Raw genomic sequence first — 15402 nt, forward strand, 5'->3', positions numbered from 1 at the left:
GGCGGCTTTCTAGCCCATCCCCGGGGGTGTGGCAAGCCCTTAATGGCGTTTTTTGTGATGGTTTTCTTCCAGGCGGCGGACAAACTCGCCGATCAGGGTGTCGTACAGCTTTCCTTTGAGAAAGTGATCTTCAACACCACCATCAATGCTTGGATTGTCGTTCACCTCAATGACAAAGCAGCCCCGCTCGGTTTCCTTGAGATCCACGCCATAAAGGCCGTTGCCCATCAGGTTGGCGGCCCGCAGCGCTAGGGCAACGATCTCGGCCGGGGCATCGGCGACATCAAAGGTGCGAAAACCGCCGTATTCCTCGGAGCCATCGGCGTTGTGTTTGACGATCTGCCAGTGGTGGCGGCTCATCATGTACTGGCTGACATAGAGCGGCTGACCGTTGAGAATGCCCACCCGCCAGTCAAACGCGGTGGGCATGAACTCCTGGGCCAAAATGAGGTCGGACGACGCCAGAAGCCGGCGCCCCAGGCTGACCAGGGCCTCGCGGTCCTCAACCTTGACCACGCCGCGCGAAAAGCTGCCGTCGGGAATTTTCAGCACAATGGGATACTTAAAGTGGTCCTCGACCTGCACCAGGTGACGGCGATCCACCACCAGGGTGCGCGGCGTGGGCACGCCATTCGCCGCCAAGCGCTCGGCGAGATAGACCTTGTTCGAACAGCGCAAGATGGAGGTCGGGTCGTCGATGACCGGCATCCCCTCGGCCTCGGCCTTGCGGGCGAAGGCGAAGGTGTGGTGGTTGACGTTGGTGGTCTCGCGGATAAACAGGGCATCGAACTCGCCCAGCCGGGGCAGGTCATGCCGGGTGAGCAGGGTGACGCCCACGCCCTGGCGCACCCCGGCCCGCGCCAGCTTGGCCAGCGCCTCTTTGTCCGAGGCCGGGGTGGGGTCGGCGGGGTCGCACAGGACGGCCAGGGACCAGCGGGGCTGGGTGCGCACGCGCGGCGCCTTCCAATCGCCCTTACCCAGGACCCGGGCCAACTGCTCTTGAAAAAACGCCTCACGCCCTTGAGGAAGGTCACGGGCCGAGAGGGGCCGGATATCCTTGATCCGCCAGTCCAGGCGCGGACACGGCGTCACCAGGACCTCGACCAGGGGCACGGGGAAGGCCTCCCAGACCTGCCGGGCGAACCGCACAAAGCGCGGGTCCGGGGTGGCGCCGAAGGCCACGAACAGGCTGAATGGGGCGCGCTCCACCCCTACCCCCAGCGCCCCCAGGCGGGCACGCAGGGCGGTATTGAGATCGCGCAACAAGAACTTGCGGATCACCCGGCGATTTAGGCTCACCAGGGTTTCCACCGAAGGCAGCACGGTGTGCCCCCGGGCCTCGGCCAGCAAGGAGGCATAGTAGCCCAGGCCAAGGTAGGCGCAGTCGCCCGACAGGTTCAGCACCCGCACCGCCGGATGCCCGGCTTTGCCCCGGTCGGGGTCGGCGATGTAGGCCCGTGGGGTCACCACAAGCCCGGCCACACTGGGCGGAAAGGTCTCGGGCTTGCGTTCGGAAAGAATGAGGAGCATCGACAGCTCACGGCTCGGGAGGGTCGGCCGGGTAGAGCACCACGCTCGCGCGCAATCGCGACCGGCCAAAGCGCGCCATCGATTCAAAATCGCGACGGGGGATGGGAAGCCGCAGGCATTCCAGCGAGGAGGAGGTCTCTTCCGATAAATCAACGTCGGGATCGTTGACGTAAATACAGTGGTCGTCAACGGCGGAAACGACAACCCAGTGCGGCGCTTTTTCCCGCAGCAGCCGGTATTGACTGACCAGGACGATAGGCACGCCGCCTTGCGCCACCACGGTGGTGACGTCGGCAACACTGAGCGCCCGGGGGATGACAGGCACCCCGGCCCGGTGGCAGTCCCCCTCGAACTCCTCATGCACAAGGCGCAGAACCTCGCGCTTGCGAGGGTCGCGCACACTTTCCACGAACAAGGGCCCGGTTTCGCTGACATAGACCTCGGCGCGAAAGCCTCGCCGGTGGGCGGCCAGAGCCAAACCGTGGGGACCGCACCCCCCGTGTCCGCTGGTCATGAAGATGGTGGTGGCCTCGCGCCAGAGGCGGATTTCCTGGGTCTGGTCCATGGGCTGGGAGGCATCAAGGGCGTGCATGGCCATCATCAAACAGGCGGCGCCGCAGGAAAACGGCAAGGTTTGATGATAGAGCGGCACCTTGGAGTCGATATCACGCAGCGCGCCCAGCAAGGACTTGCTCATGCGCAGCGCGTCCGAAAGATCCTCATAATACTTCTGGTAGATCGCAAAATCCCGGTAGCCCCGGGCGCGGTAGAGGGCAATGGCCCCGGCGTTGTCGGGCCGCACCTCCAAGCGCATGGCCGCCGCGCCAAAGGTCCGGGCCCGGGCTTCGGCGGCGTCCAGCAGCACCCGGCCCAGCCCCCGCCCCCGGAAGGCAGGCGCCACAGCCAGGGAATACAGACGCGCCAGCAAGGTTCCGGTGCGCACCAGGACCAGGGCATAGCCGGCCAGCGGGCCTTCCTCCTCGCCCTCGACCTCCCCCACTACCCCGACAAACAAGGCGTTGGGGCTCTTGAGCAGGCGCTGAAAGCTGCGTCGCGACATCCGATCGCCGGTAAAGCAGGCTTCCTCCAGGGCCACCAAAGCCGGAAGGTCTCGAGCGGTCAAGGCACGCACAACCCCGGTCATGGGGGTGTCCTCCTTTTGGGAGCTCTCAAGACTCCACGTCGTCGGAGTCGGCCGGCTCTTGGGTGGGGATACGATAGGCCCCGGTCAGCCAGTGGGCAAGGTCGCGGTCGGCACAGGCCCGCGAACAAAAAGGACGGTAGCGGGGTTCAACACGGCCGCCACAAATCGGGCAGGCCGCCACCTTTCACCCGCACGGGAGGAGGAACCTCGTTATCCTCGACCATGTCGCCTTCAATGCGCAGGGCCCGGGAGAAAAAAGCACCATCGCCATCGGGGCCGTCCTCGGCGGCCATCAGGTCGAGCAGCACTTCCGGGGCCGCCGAGACAATGGCGGTGGCCAAGCTGTGGTCGGGCCGCTCCAAGAAGACGTCGAGCCCGTTCGGGCCGCCTACGGCGATATCCACGCACACGGGCCAGCCTACGGGGCGGATCGACAAGCAGCCGGTCAAGCCTTCCAGGCGTCCCGACAGCGGGCCTCCCCAGGCGCGAACCCAACGGCGGAACACGGGCGCGGTGATCGCCCGCATCACGGACAAGGGCAGCGGGCGCGCCAACTGGCCCGCAATCATCAAGGGTGTCAGACCGGACGCGTCGGTCATCGGGTCGTCCTCCGAGGTCTCGCGAAGGGGGGAAACTAGCGGCCGCATGAGGCCGTGGCATTGATCCAGGTTAAAAGCACGCTCGTCCTCCCGGCGCAAGAGGCGTCTGGGGCATGCCCCCGGAAAGGAGGGGTCTGGGGAGGCCCCGCCTCCCCAGCCTTCCCTTTATCGTTCCCCTGACACCAGTTCTCCCTCCCCCGCTCTGGGGTCGATGTCGGGCAGGCGGGCCAGAACCTGCCGGCCAAGGAGCGTCAACGTCTCGCGCCACTGGGCCGCGTCGGAGCCGGGACGGGCGCGGGTCTGCGGTTCCCCCAGCAGCGCTTCAGCCTCGGTCATCAGGGCTTCCAGTTCCCGGTAGGCCGAGCCGGTCAACATGCCATCCCCGAAATGCGCCAGAATGCGCTCCATACAGGCAAAGACCACATCGAGCCGGGCTGCCGTGGGTTCGCTTAAGGAGCGCCGCGGCGCTTGGGCCAAGGCGTCGGACAAGGTGAGGCCTTGGGCCCGGACTTGGGCCATCTCTGTGGTCAGGCGGTCCAGGGCCAGTTCCACATCCAACCCCAGCGGGCCGTCCAGCGGCGCGAAGACCACCTGCCCCTCGTCGAGGACCCGGGCCGACACCGCCCGGCTGCCATGCTCTTCCAAAAGGTCATCCAGGGTTGCTTCCAGGAAGCTGGGCATCTGCCCCGGGATAAAATAGTCCCGAAACGTCGTGGGGACGGGCGGCAACGCCGCACCCTCAACCGAGCGGATCGGGGCTTGGGTGGGGGGGGCGAGTTTTGTGGTCATGGGACCCGTCCTTTTGCTTCCTCAGGTCCCGCGCCGGCGCACGTCTCCGGCGGCGGATGGCCTCACTGTGACGGGCAAGCTTTGAGAACAGGTAAACAGCAAGAGGAAAGAAGTCGTCGGCTGTTCGGGCGTTTGTCTCAATAACACGGGAGGGGGAGGGCTTGCCTCGGTGACGCGCGGCAGCCCCCCCCCGTTAGCCGCATGGGGTCTTACAACCGCTTGAGAGGGATGTCGTGTTTTTTCAGGGCGTAGCCGATCTGGCGGGGGGTCATGCCGAGCAGGCGGGCGGCTTTGGCCTGGACCCAGCCGGCTTTTTCCATGGCGGCGATCAGGCGGGCCCGCTCTTCGGGCTCGGCTTCGTCGCAGGAGGGCGGCGGGGTGGGGTCCGGGAAGTCCCAGCCGTGGTCGGAGGGCTCGGGATCGGGGGCATCAGCCTCGGTGACCGGAGCGTGGGCGAGTCCGCCGATGGCCTTGCCGGTGCCGCGCCGCTTCCACAAGGTCGCCGACAGGCACTGGTCATGCCGACACGAGAGGCCAAAGTCCTGGATCACGTCTTGCTGGGCCAAGGTGGCGGCCCGGTAGACGCAGTTCTCGAGTTCGCGGACGTTGCCGGGGAAGCTGCAATGCCCCATCACATCGAGCGCCGCCTCGGAAAACCGCAAGGATCGCGCGTTCTCCTCATTGTATTTGTCCAGAAAAAACTGGGCCAACAAGGGAACATCCTCGCGTCGTTCGCGCAGGGCGGGCAAAAAGATCGGGACCACGTTAATGCGGTAATACAAGTCAGCGCGGAACTCGCCTTTGACCACCGCGTCTTCCAGATCCTTGTTGGTGGCGGTGACCAGCCGGACATCGACACTCAAGGTTCGGTTGCCGCCCACCCGCTCGAACTCGCCTTCTTGGAGAACGCGGAGCAACTTGGCCTGAAAGTGGGGGGTGATTTCGCCAATTTCATCCAGGAACAAGGTGCCGCCGTGGGCTAGTTCGAAGCGCCCCTTGCGCTCGCTGGTTGCGCCGGTGAACGAGCCCTTTTCATGGCCAAACAGTTCGGATTCCAGGAGATTTTCCGGCAGCGCCGCGCAATTGACCTTGATGAAGGGTTTGTCGGCGCGCGGCGAGAGGTAATGGATGGCCCGGGCGATCAGTTCCTTGCCGGTACCGCTTTCACCGCGCAGCAAAACGGTCGCCCGCGACGGCGCCACCTGTCGCACCTGGGCCGAGACCCGCAAGATCGCCTGCGAGCGGCCCACCACGTTTTCCAACACCTTGCCAGTCAGGGGTTTTTCCGGGCGGGGCAGGGCTTTTTCCAGCCGGGCTTTTTCCAGAAAGAGCCGGTCGCGATCGGCCGCCACCTTGCGCTCTAGGGCCACCGTCTGGCCGATCAGATTGGTGACCATGGTAAGAAAGCGCACGTCGTGCTCAAACTGAAAGCGGGTGGTGCCGTCGCGATGCCGTTCGATTGACAAGGTGCCAAAGGGGCGGGTGGTGGTTTTGATGGGGACGGCGATAAGCGACTGGATGTCGTCTTCCACCGTGTAGGCCTGGGCGGCGTACTTGGTGAAGCGGGGATCCCCGGCCATGTCGTAAATGATCAAGGGCATAGCGGTGCCGGTGACCTCGGCCATCGCTTCTAGGGGGAAGCAGGCCTCGCCCTCGCGGGCGCCGGTCAGCGACATGCCGGTCACCGCCACCACCTCCAGGAGGCCGGCGTCGTCTGACAACGTAACAACGCCGCGGCGCATTTGAAGATAAGACGACAGGATGTTGAGAACATCCCGGAGCGAGCGCTCCAGATTGAGGGTCGAGCCGAGGATCTTGCTGATTTCGTACATTGTAATCAGCGCAAGAGAGCCATCGGCGCCGCCCTGAGAGGAGGGACGCGGCGTGTGACCGCCATGGGATGTGTCGGGCATGACTGGCGACTCCTTAGTCCGCCTCGGTGACGCCGGGCCGCCGCGCGGGCGGACCCGTGGGTCAGCGTTCTTCAAGAGTAACGGGTTTCTTGCGTCGTGCAACCACAACCAACGTCCTGGGGGACATTCGGGGGGGGAGGGCAGATCTCAGGGGGAAGAAAAAGAGACGGGCTCGGGAGATGGGGGCGCCCCAGACCCCTCTCTTTCCCGGGATGTCCCCTGCGATTGCTCTGCCTTTTGTCATGAACGGGGTGGCACAGTGGAAGCGGGCGCGCTACCCTAAGCGCCTGACGTGGCTCCTCCCTCTCCGGGAGGGGGAGGAGTCCAACCCCCTGTCAAGAAGGGTGGCCGCAGGACGTCGCCGTCTCGGCGGGGTCTGGACGGTTTGAAAGCATGCGGATGAGTTCTGAGGTGGATGCGAAAGCGGCGGTCGTTCCCGATCCAGCGCAGGAGCAAGGGGGGCGCCTGCACTTCGGCATCGGAGCGCGCCTGTGGAGTGCGTTTTTAACCATTGCCGCCCTCTCGGCGGCCGTGGCTTTGATCGCGTTTAATAGCTATGGTCAAGCGACCACCACGCTCGCCGTCATCACTCAGAACCGGCTGCCCGGCATTCTGGCCATCGCCCGGCTGGCGGAGGAGTCCAACGGTTTGCTGACTGCCTTGCCCAATGCCTTGTTGGGCAACGATGCCAGCTCCCTGGCCGATCGTTGGCGCGAGGTTTCCCTTGCGGAAAGCCGCCTGCACGACGCCGTGCGTGTGGTCTCCACCCTGCCCGAGGCGGAAACGTGGCTGGCCGGTTTTTCCGAGTTGTCCGGGCGGATCAGTGCCACCTTGCAGCTTATCTTGTCATCCCTGGAGGCCCACCAGGAGGCCCAGCGGGTGGTCGCCCTCGAGTCGGCCCGCTTGGCCTTGCTGCAACAGGACTACCGCCACCTTCTCACCGGGCGGGGCGGCCTCACCGCCGACGAGATCGGGTTCCTGGTCACGGCCAACGAAATCACCTCGATGCTCAACGAGGCCATGCTCAATAGCGATCCGCTGCGGGTCGCGAGCCTCGCGGAGCAGGCCAAGGCCACCATGGCCCATCTGGACGCGTCTTTGGTTGGTCTCTCCCCCGGGCCCACCCGGCTGGCCGCCGCCTCCTTTGCCCAGCGCCTAGCCCCCTTGGTCACCGGCCCCGACGCGCTCGCCGACGAACGGGCCCTGGCTCTCAAGGCCGCCGACGTGGCCAACAGCCAGTTCGAGCGGGTGCGCACCTTGTCCACCCAGTTCAATGCCCGGGTGCAGGGCATGTTGGCCGGGATCAAGGCCAGCGTGGATGCCGACCGGGCCACCGCCGAGCGGCAATCGCGCCTGTCGCGCACCTTGATCGGGTTGGCCGGCTCGGCCGGCTTGCTGGTGGCGGTCCTGGTGGCGTGGCTCTATGTCGGGCGCGGCATTGTGGGGCGCTTGAACCGGCTCTCCGCCAGCATGCGGCGGATCGCCGGGGGGGCATCTCAACACCCCGATCCCGCTAACCGGCGACGACGAAATCTCGGGCATGGCCCACTCCTTGTCTGTGTTTCGCGATGCCATGGCCCGGATCGACTATCTGGCCAGCAACGATCCGCTGACTCACCTACTGAACCGCCACGGCTTCCACCAAGCCGCCAGTCGTCTTTTGGCCAATACGGGACGCACGGCGTTTTTGTACCGGGTCAATCTGCGGCGTTTTAAGGATGTCAATCAAACGTTTGGCTATCACACCGGGGACAGCCTGCTCACTGAGGTGGCAACCCGCTTGCGGCTGATCGTGAGCGGCGAGGACATCGCCGCGCGCCTGGGGGCCGATGACTTTGCCTTGCTGACTGTGGACGATCTTGACACCGAAGCGGCCTGGAAAACCTGCGAGGACATTCGCGATGCCTTGTCCTTACCGGTGATGGTGGGGCATGGCTCGGTGGATCTGCATCCGTGCATTGGCTTTGCGTGCTGGCCAGAGGACGCTCAGGACCTTGTGTCCTTGGAGCGCTGCGCCGAGTTGGCGGTCCAACGGGCTAAAGACGATCCGGGCCACCCCATTCGGCGCTTCGAACTGGCCATGGCCGAGGACATGGAAGCGGCGGCCCGCGTGCGCCAGGATCTGCGCGCCGGCATTGAGTGTGGGGATCTTCATTTATTGTATCAGCCCAAGGTGGCGTTGCGCTCCGGGCGTCTGGTCGGCATGGAAGCCCTGGTGCGCTGGGATCATCCGCGCCACGGCCGCATCAGTCCCGACACCTTCATCCCCGTGGCCGAAAGCTCGGGCCTGATCATTCCGCTCGGCGAGTGGGTTCTGCGTGAGTGCTGCCGTCAGATGCAGGTGTGGCGGGCCGAGGGCCTGACCGACTTGCGGGTGTCGATCAATATGTCGCCGGTGCAGGTGTTCAGCCAGGATGTCGCGGCCATGGTCGCCGCCGTGCTGGTCGAGACCAATTTGCCGCCCGAGGCCCTGGAAGTCGAGATCACCGAGGGGGTCTTTGTTCACGACGAGGAGCGGGCTCGCCAGCAGTTCGAGGGCTTGCGCGAGATGGGGGTGGCTCTGTCCATCGACGATTTCGGGACGGGCTACTCGGCGCTCAGTTACCTGAAGCGCCTGCCCGTGAGCGCCCTCAAGATCGATCAATCCTTTGTGCGCGAGATCACCACCAAGCCGGAAAATGCCCGTTTGTGCCGGGCTATCATCGGGGTGGCCCATGACTTCGGCCTGGATGTGGTGGCCGAGGGCATTGAAACCGCCGAGCATTTGGCTTACCTGCGCTCGGAGGGCTGCGATTACGGCCAAGGATACCACTTTGCCAAGCCGCTGGAAGCCGAGGCCTTCAAGGCCCTGGCGCTTCAGCAGCCCTGGCTGATCCGGGAGAACGTGTGATGGTGAGCCGGCGGCGCCTGCTGGCCGCAATGGCCGGCGTTGGGGTGGCGGGGGGCTTGGCGGGCGTTCGAGGCGCTTGGGCCGATATCTCCTCGTCGCGCTCGCGCTCCCAAACCACCCGGCGCTGGCGGGTGGCCATCGTCTATGGCCGCTCCGAGGCGGGCAAGTTTGATAAAGGCTTCAATCAGTTGGCCTTTTCCGGCCTGGAGGCCGCTCGCGAGCGCCATGACCTGATTGTGCGGGAGTTCGAGCCGGTCGGTCCCGGCGAGGAAGCCTCCATGATCCTCCAGGCCGCCGCCGACGCGGACCTCGTGATCACCGTGGGGTACGGCCTGCATTTCGCCGCCCAGGAAGCCGCCGGGCTCAGTCGCGACGCCCGCTTTAGCGTGATCGACGCCGTGGTCGATCATCCCCGCTTTCAGTCCCTGGTGTTTCGCGAACACGAAGGCGCCTTTCTGGCCGGTCTGCTCGCCGCCCAGACCAGTCGTTCCGGGGTTCTGGGCTTCGTCGGCGCCGTGGCCACGCCGGTGATCGAGCGTTTTCGCGCCGGGCATCGGGCTGGGGCGCGTTACGCCCTTCCCTCTGTGGCGGTCAAGGACGCTTGGCTGGGCACCACCAGTGAAGCCTACCATACCCCCTTCAAGGGGCTTCTCGCCGCCGAGCGCCTGATCGCCCAGGGGGCCGACGTGGTGTTCGCCGCTGCCGGGCGCTCCGGGTTCGGGGTGTATCAGGCCGCCGCCGACCAGGGGGTGCTGGCGATTGGGGTGGACGCCAACCAGAACTTTCTCCACCCGGGTACCATGCTGACCAGCATGGTCAAGCGGGTGGATATCGCCGTTGCCCTCACCATCAATGCCTTGGTGGACGAGACGTGGTCGCCCGGGGTTCGCTCGCTCGGTCTCAAGGAAGACGGGGTGGCCCTCGCGCTTGACGGTCATAATCGCTCGCTGATTTCCGACGATCGTTGGGAGCAAGTCTTGAAGGCACGGGAAGACTTGATTGCCGGACGCCTTACTTCTCCCGAAAAAGGCGAGGGATAGAGACCTTTTGGTCGATTTCGCCTCGAACGGTACGAATTTTGTTGCCAGCTTGTCCTCCATCCCTTTTCATAAGCAAAGCTGACTCGGCGTGCCCTGGGGCACAGAGAGCGGTCCGGTTGAGAATCCCCCTGAAGTTTTGAACTAGCGGTGCCATCATGCACGTTCTCCTGGCCGACGATCACTCCATCATCCGCAACGCCTTGAAGCTCAWTTTGCAGGACGTCGAGCCGTCGGTCTCGTTCGAGGAGGTGCGCGGCTATGACGCCCTGGAAGAACGGGTCGCCCGGCCCGATCCCGCCCTCGACATGATCGTCATGGATCTCCATATGCCCGGCTTTCAGGGCCTGCCGCAGATCCGGCGCATCGTCACCGCCGCCATGCCCGCCCCGGTCGCCGTGTTCTCCATGATCGAGGCCGTCAACGACATGCGGGCCGTGCTGCGGCAAGGGGTGCGCGCCTTTATCCCCAAATCCACCGACGATGCCCTCATCGGAACCTTGCTGAAGCTGGTGGCGCATGGCGGCACGTACGTCCCGGCCCAGGTTAGCGGCCTGGAAACCGGCAAACCGGAAAACGGCGCGTGGCGTTTGGAAAGCGGCATCTCCGGCCTATTCCCCCCCGAGACCCCCGACGCCGAGGATCCGCGCTTGGCCGCGTTGACCCGCCGTCAGCGCGAGGTCCTGGATCTCATGGGCCAAGGCCTTTCCAACATGGAAATCGCCAGCCGTCTCGGCCTCAACTTGTCCACCGTTAAAACCCACGTGACCAGCATCCTCAAAACCCTTGATGCGGACAACCGCACCCAGGCTGTCTTGCTGGCCCACGGCCTCGATACCACCGGCGGATAAAACGAGGGGCCTGGGGAGGCGAGCCTCCCCAGCCTTCCTCTTTCAGACAAAGCTACGGCAGCAAAGCCAAAATGCCGGTGGAGCGCAGGGCTCGATCCTCGAGGTCCAGGCTGCACGGCACCTCGTAGCGGCCTAAGGGAGCGAGGCCGTGGGTGGGCAAGTAGGCCCGGCCAGGATCGCCCAGCAACACCCGGGTGCCACGTCCGGCCAAGTGGCGCAGCCAGGGTAGGACCCTGTCGGTCATCGGGCGCTCGTAGCAGATATCCCCAGCGAGAACCACGTCCCAGCCGCGGTCCAGGGCCCCCACAACGTTACCTTCCAGCACGGTTGGGGTGAGGCCGTTCAACTCGGCATTCAGGCCAATGGCGGCCCGGGCGCACGCGTCAATGTCGGCGGCCTCGGCGCTGCGGGCTCCGGCGTGCAGGGCGGCCAAGGCGCAAACCCCGCTACCAGCCGCGAAGTCGAGAACGCGCAAGTCGCGCACGCACTCGGGATGATCCAGAACATAGCGGGCCAGCGCTTGGCCGCCGGGCCAGCAAAAGGCCCAATACGGAGGATCCAGGCCTTCTTGCTCCAAGAAGGTCTCGGTTGCCTCCCACAAGGGGGTCACCGCAGTGGCCAGCCACAAGGGGAGAGCCGGGAGCAAGGGCGGCGCGGTGGGCGCCGCGTGGGTCTTGATGAAGTCCCGCCAGCGCCCGAGGGGAACACTCACCGCGACACCTGCCCAGCGACGAAAGCCGCGAGCAAGATCCAGCCGACGAAGCGATTGCTCTTGAACAGGGCAAGGCAAACGTCGCTGTTGTTGATGTCAAGCGCCCAGAGCTGCCACATCAGATGCCCAAGGGCGGCCAGCAGCAGGGGCCAGAACAAGGGACCGAGCCCCGCCAGGGCGCCGGCGATGCCGATCAGGACGATCATGATCAGGGAGAACCCGGCCAGCGCCGGCTTGGTCCGCGCGCCCAAGGCCAGGGCCGAGGACTTGACGCCGACGATGAGATCGTCCTCGCGGTCCTGGTGGGCGTAGATGGTGTCGTAATGCAAGGTCCAGAAGAAGCAGGCGACATACAGCAAAATCGCCGGCCAGCCCAGGTCGGCGCGTTCGCCGGCCCAGCCCATCAGGGCGCCATAGGTGAAGGTCAGCCCCAACCACGCCTGCGGCCAGTAGGTGAAGCGCTTCATGAAGGGGTAGGTGAAGACGAGGACCAGCGAGGCCACGCCCAGCCAGATGGCGAAGGTGTTGAAGCACAGCAGCACGGCAAAGCCGACCAGCAACTGGGCCAGCAAGAACCACGCGGCTTGACGCCGGGTGACTTGGCCCGAGGGGATGGGGCGCTGGGCGGTGCGCTCCACCTTGGCGTCGAAATCCCGATCGACGATGTCGTTATAGGTGCATCCGGCCCCGCGCATCACCACGGCGCCAATGGCAAAGAGGACCATCATGCCCAGATGGGGCCAGGGGTCGGCCGCCAGGGCTTGGCTCCACCAGCAGGGGAAGAGGAGAAGCCAAGTGCCGATGGGCCGGTCAAGGCGCATCAAGCGCAAATAAGGGCGCGCAGAGGCCGGGGCACGGCCGATCCAGCCGTCCTGGGGCATGTCGCCAATGAGTGTTTCGCGGATCATCATGGGGGCTTACAGTAGAAGGAAGGCGAGGCCCGATCAAGGTCCGCTGGAAGCATCCCCAGGGGCATCGGGGAAGGGATGGCGTGACAAAGAACAGAGAAGGCCGGGGAGGCACGGCCTCCCCAGACCMCTCCTTTCCCCGATGCCCCTGGAAGAATCCCCGAAGGAGCATCGTTTATGTCGGAAAAGCCGTCGCGGCGGCCGCCGCCGCGTCTTTATAGTGAGGCCAGCCTGAGCGCGGGCGAGCCCATGGTGTTGACCATGGCCCAGGCGCATTACCTGCGCTCGGTGTTGCGCCTGAACGAGGGGGCGCCGGTGGTGGTGTTCAATGGGCGCGATGGCGAGTGGCTGGCTTATCTGGAGGTCGCCCGGGGCTCGGGCGGCTGGTTACGGCCCGAGGTGCAGACCCGCCCGCAAAGCGGCGGCGGCGGTCCTTGGCTGTTGTTTGCCCCGCTCAAGAAAGATGCCACCGACTTTGTGGTGGAAAAAGCGGTGGAACTGGGGGTCGGGCGCTTGTGTCCCGTGATGACGCGGCGCACCCAGACCCAGACGGTGCGCGTGGATCGCCTGCGCGCCCAGGCGGTGGAGGCGGCCGAACAGTGCGAGCGCCTGGATGTGCCCGAGGTGGAGGCGGCGCGGCCTTTGCCCGAGGTGTTGGCGCAGTGGCCGGCGGGGCGACACCTGTGCATCCTGGGCGAACGGCGCCAGGGAGTGGAGGCTCGGGCGGCGTTCGAGGCCTTGCGGGGCCAGCCTGTGGCCTTTTTGGTCGGACCCGAGGGAGGGCTCGACGACAGGGATCTTGACGGCGCGGCCCAGCTCGCTTCTTGTACGGTAGATCTGGGGCCGCGCATCTTGCGCGCCGAGACCGCCGCGGCCGCCGTGCTTGCCGTGTGGCAGGCCGTTGCCGGGGATTGGGGGCCGCTGTCGCCCGCCCCTCTGGCCTCCTTTTGAACCGGACGTGCGCGCATGCCAACACCCTCCGCTTCCCGCGCCCCGCTCACCCGCGAGGCGATGCTTGCTTACCTGGAAAGTGGCTGTCGCCCCTCCGACCAATGGCGGGTGGGAACCGAGCACGAGAAATTTGCCTTTACCATCAACGATGGCCGCCCCTTGCCCTACGAGGGCGAGCGCGGCATCCGCGCCTTGCTGGAGGGGTTGACCCGCTTTGGCTGGAAGCCGGTCTATGAGGGCGAGGCGCTGATCGCCCTGACCTGTCCCGAGAAAGGATCCGTCACCTTGGAGCCGGGCGGGCAGGTGGAACTGTCGGGCGCCCTCCTTGAAACCTTGCACGAAACCTGCGCCGAGGTCACCGACCATCACCGCCGCGTCAAGGCGGTGGCCAGCGAAATGGGCGTGGGGTTCCTGGGCATGGGCTTTAACCCCAAGTGGAAGCGCGAGGACATCCCCTGGATGCCCAAGGGCCGCTATCGCATCATGCGCAACCACATGCCCCGGGTGGGGTCGCTGGGTCTCGACATGATGGTGCGGACCTGCACGGTCCAGGCCAACTTGGACTTTATGTCCGAAGCGGACATGGTGAAGAAGTTCCGGGTGTCGCTGGCCTTGCAGCCGGTGGTCACGGCCTTGTTCGCCAACAGCCCGTTTGTCGAGGGCAAGCCCTCGGGCTATTTGTCGATGCGCAGCCACATTTGGACCGACACGGATCCGGCCCGCACGGGGATTTTGCCGTTTGTCTTTGAAGAGGGCATGGGCTTCGAGCGCTACATCGATTACATGCTTGATGTGCCCATGTATTTTGTCTACCGCGAGGGCCGGTACATCGACGCCGCCGGTCAGTCCTTCCGCGATTTTCTGGAAGGCCGGTTGCCGGCGCTGCCGGGCGAGATGCCGACCCTCGACGATTGGGCCGACCACCTGACCACCGCCTTCCCCGAGGTGCGGCTCAAGCGCTATCTCGAGATGCGCGGCGCCGACGGCGGTCCCTGGAACCGGCTGTGTGCCTTGCCGGCTCTGTGGGTTGGTTTGCTCTACGACAGCAACAGTCTGGACGCGGCGTGGGATTTGGTGCGCGACTGGACCCCCGAGGAGCATGCTCTCTTGCGTGATCAGGTGCCGCGTTTGGCTCTGAAGACGCCCTGGCGCGGTGGCACCTTGCAAACTCTGGCCCTGCGCATTCTGGAAATTGCCGAGGCTGGCTTGCGGGCCCGCGCCCGCCTGAATTCCAAGGGGCGTGACGAAACCGGCTTCCTGGATGCCTTGTGGATTATTGCCGAGTCGGGCCGCACCCAGGCCGAGGACTTGCTCGAAAGCTGGCATAGCCGCTGGAATGGCGACATCGACCCGGTGTTTGTCGAGTGCGCCTACTAGGGCGGGGGCTCGCAAAGAGAAGGCTGGGGAGGCGGGCCTCCCCAGACCCCACGGTCCCTTGACGATGCAAAAGTCGGTCGATTCTGCCAGGGTGTTTGGGGTTTTTGGAACGCCAAAGAAACGATATTGCGGATTTTCTGCTTCAAAAGCAATGAAACGCTAGACCGGCAGGACCCCGTCATGGTGTCTTGCCGCTTCGTTTTTCCAAACCCCCCCGATGGAGGACGTTGGCATGAGTGAGGGAAGCCCCCAAATCCGTCCCGTGGTGGCGTCGCGGCCGTGCGCCACGATGGACGAGGTCCGTGCCGAGATTGACCGTCTGGACCGACTGTTGGTGCCCCTGATCGCCGAACGGCTGGCCTATGTCGCCCAGGCTGCCCGCCACAAGCCGACCCGCGCCGATGTGGTCGTTCCCTGGCGCATCGAGGAGGTTGTGGCCAAAGTGCGGGAATGCGCCATGGCGATCGGGGCCGATGCCGATACGATAGAACAGATCTGGCGTTCCTTGATGGCGATTTCCATCGACTGGGAAGCATGGCACTTCGACCGTCGGGAAGCTCGCCCCAGCGGAAGATGATTGGGTTTGTGTTCGTTCTATGTCAGAATGCACCATCGTTTTGGCGCAAAAGCCCGAGGGATTTGATCCGTTTGGTTGCGGGTCTGGGTCCCGGTGATCCGATTCGCGTCCCCTTCATGTCCCC

The 15402-nt window shown here is 65.2% G+C and carries 15 protein-coding genes; 7 read left to right on the forward strand and 8 right to left on the reverse strand.

The features are described 5' to 3' along the window. Window positions 1-39: 39 nt before the first annotated feature. The 6 genes from RSPPHO_RS14755 to nifA form a co-directional block, all read right to left on the reverse strand. The gene (locus tag RSPPHO_RS14755) at window positions 40-1530 is read right to left on the reverse strand and encodes a RimK family protein (protein WP_041795722.1); all 1491 of its coding nucleotides are present in this window, start codon (window positions 1528-1530) and stop codon (window positions 40-42) included. A gap of 7 nt (window positions 1531-1537) precedes the next feature. Beyond that, window positions 1538-2674: a GNAT family N-acetyltransferase/peptidase C39 family protein gene (locus RSPPHO_RS14760; protein WP_014416017.1), complete on the reverse strand. Its 1137-nt coding sequence runs from the start codon at window positions 2672-2674 to the stop codon at window positions 1538-1540. Window positions 2675-2699: 25 nt separating this feature from the next. Continuing rightward, window positions 2700-2855, reverse strand: coding sequence for a DNA gyrase inhibitor YacG (locus RSPPHO_RS19360; RefSeq protein WP_014416018.1), 156 nt, complete (start codon window positions 2853-2855; stop codon window positions 2700-2702). Next, entirely contained in the window at window positions 2821-3273 is a 453-nt protein-coding gene (locus tag RSPPHO_RS14765) for an SCP2 sterol-binding domain-containing protein (RefSeq protein ID WP_051013923.1), read from the reverse strand. Before RSPPHO_RS14765 ends, RSPPHO_RS19360 begins: the two co-directional genes overlap by 35 nt. A 165-nt stretch (window positions 3274-3438) precedes the next feature. Continuing rightward, window positions 3439-4062 (reverse strand): hypothetical protein, encoded by a 624-nt coding sequence (locus RSPPHO_RS14770; protein ID WP_014416019.1) that lies wholly within the window; start codon window positions 4060-4062, stop codon window positions 3439-3441. A gap of 209 nt (window positions 4063-4271) precedes the next feature. Then, window positions 4272-5975, reverse strand: coding sequence for a nif-specific transcriptional activator NifA (gene nifA, locus RSPPHO_RS14775; RefSeq protein ID WP_041795724.1), 1704 nt, complete (start codon window positions 5973-5975; stop codon window positions 4272-4274). Window positions 5976-6368: 393 nt separating this feature from the next. On the opposite strand from nifA, the gene RSPPHO_RS21295 reads away from it, so the two are divergent. The 4 genes from RSPPHO_RS21295 (at window position 6369) to RSPPHO_RS14795 (ending at window position 10753) form a co-directional block, all read left to right on the forward strand. Continuing rightward, complete coding sequence (locus tag RSPPHO_RS21295; protein WP_014416021.1) at window positions 6369-7691, forward strand: hypothetical protein; 1323 nt, start codon at window positions 6369-6371, stop codon at window positions 7689-7691. Continuing rightward, window positions 7597-8865: a putative bifunctional diguanylate cyclase/phosphodiesterase gene (locus RSPPHO_RS21300; protein WP_242390711.1), complete on the forward strand. Its 1269-nt coding sequence runs from the start codon at window positions 7597-7599 to the stop codon at window positions 8863-8865. Before RSPPHO_RS21295 ends, RSPPHO_RS21300 begins: the two co-directional genes overlap by 95 nt. Beyond that, window positions 8865-9905: a BMP family ABC transporter substrate-binding protein gene (locus RSPPHO_RS14790; RefSeq protein ID WP_041795728.1), complete on the forward strand. Its 1041-nt coding sequence runs from the start codon at window positions 8865-8867 to the stop codon at window positions 9903-9905. Before RSPPHO_RS21300 ends, RSPPHO_RS14790 begins: the two co-directional genes overlap by 1 nt. 155 nt (window positions 9906-10060) lie before the next feature. After that, window positions 10061-10753 (forward strand): response regulator transcription factor, encoded by a 693-nt coding sequence (locus RSPPHO_RS14795; protein ID WP_014416024.1) that lies wholly within the window; start codon window positions 10061-10063, stop codon window positions 10751-10753. 52 nt (window positions 10754-10805) lie between these two features. On the opposite strand, the gene RSPPHO_RS14800 is transcribed toward RSPPHO_RS14795, so the two are convergent. After that, the gene (locus RSPPHO_RS14800) at window positions 10806-11465 is read right to left on the reverse strand and encodes a class I SAM-dependent methyltransferase (RefSeq protein WP_157879265.1); all 660 of its coding nucleotides are present in this window, start codon (window positions 11463-11465) and stop codon (window positions 10806-10808) included. Continuing rightward, complete coding sequence (gene ubiA / locus RSPPHO_RS14805; RefSeq protein ID WP_014416026.1) at window positions 11462-12376, reverse strand: 4-hydroxybenzoate octaprenyltransferase; 915 nt, start codon at window positions 12374-12376, stop codon at window positions 11462-11464. Before ubiA ends, RSPPHO_RS14800 begins: the two co-directional genes overlap by 4 nt. A 174-nt stretch (window positions 12377-12550) precedes the next feature. Between ubiA and RSPPHO_RS14810 the strand changes: the two genes are divergently transcribed. The 3 genes from RSPPHO_RS14810 (at window position 12551) to RSPPHO_RS14820 (ending at window position 15278) form a co-directional block, all read left to right on the forward strand. Further along, window positions 12551-13324, forward strand: coding sequence for a 16S rRNA (uracil(1498)-N(3))-methyltransferase (locus tag RSPPHO_RS14810; RefSeq protein WP_014416027.1), 774 nt, complete (start codon window positions 12551-12553; stop codon window positions 13322-13324). A 15-nt stretch (window positions 13325-13339) separates the two neighbouring features. Continuing rightward, window positions 13340-14701, forward strand: coding sequence for a glutamate--cysteine ligase (locus tag RSPPHO_RS14815; protein WP_014416028.1), 1362 nt, complete (start codon window positions 13340-13342; stop codon window positions 14699-14701). A 232-nt stretch (window positions 14702-14933) separates the two neighbouring features. Beyond that, complete coding sequence (locus RSPPHO_RS14820; protein ID WP_051013924.1) at window positions 14934-15278, forward strand: chorismate mutase; 345 nt, start codon at window positions 14934-14936, stop codon at window positions 15276-15278. Window positions 15279-15402: the final 124 nt, after the last annotated feature.

Source organism: Pararhodospirillum photometricum DSM 122, from assembly GCF_000284415.1.
GTDB classification, from domain to species: Bacteria; Pseudomonadota; Alphaproteobacteria; order Rhodospirillales; family Rhodospirillaceae; genus Pararhodospirillum; species Pararhodospirillum photometricum.

Coding starts and splice junctions, on each gene's coding strand:
- RSPPHO_RS14755 (WP_041795722.1), bottom strand. CDS start 1,530: ATGCTCCTCATTCTTTCCGAACGCAAGCCCGAGACCTTTCCGCCCAGT.
- RSPPHO_RS14760 (WP_014416017.1), bottom strand. CDS start 2,674: ATGACCGGGGTTGTGCGTGCCTTGACCGCTCGAGACCTTCCGGCTTTG.
- RSPPHO_RS14765 (WP_051013923.1), bottom strand. CDS start 3,273: ATGACCGACGCGTCCGGTCTGACACCCTTGATGATTGCGGGCCAGTTG.
- RSPPHO_RS14770 (WP_014416019.1), bottom strand. CDS start 4,062: ATGACCACAAAACTCGCCCCCCCCACCCAAGCCCCGATCCGCTCGGTT.
- nifA (WP_041795724.1), bottom strand. CDS start 5,975: ATGCCCGACACATCCCATGGCGGTCACACGCCGCGTCCCTCCTCTCAG.
- RSPPHO_RS21295 (WP_014416021.1), top strand. CDS start 6,369: ATGCGGATGAGTTCTGAGGTGGATGCGAAAGCGGCGGTCGTTCCCGAT.
- RSPPHO_RS14790 (WP_041795728.1), top strand. CDS start 8,865: ATGGTGAGCCGGCGGCGCCTGCTGGCCGCAATGGCCGGCGTTGGGGTG.
- ubiA (WP_014416026.1), bottom strand. CDS start 12,376: ATGATGATCCGCGAAACACTCATTGGCGACATGCCCCAGGACGGCTGG.
- RSPPHO_RS14810 (WP_014416027.1), top strand. CDS start 12,551: ATGTCGGAAAAGCCGTCGCGGCGGCCGCCGCCGCGTCTTTATAGTGAG.
- RSPPHO_RS14815 (WP_014416028.1), top strand. CDS start 13,340: ATGCCAACACCCTCCGCTTCCCGCGCCCCGCTCACCCGCGAGGCGATG.
- RSPPHO_RS14820 (WP_051013924.1), top strand. CDS start 14,934: ATGAGTGAGGGAAGCCCCCAAATCCGTCCCGTGGTGGCGTCGCGGCCG.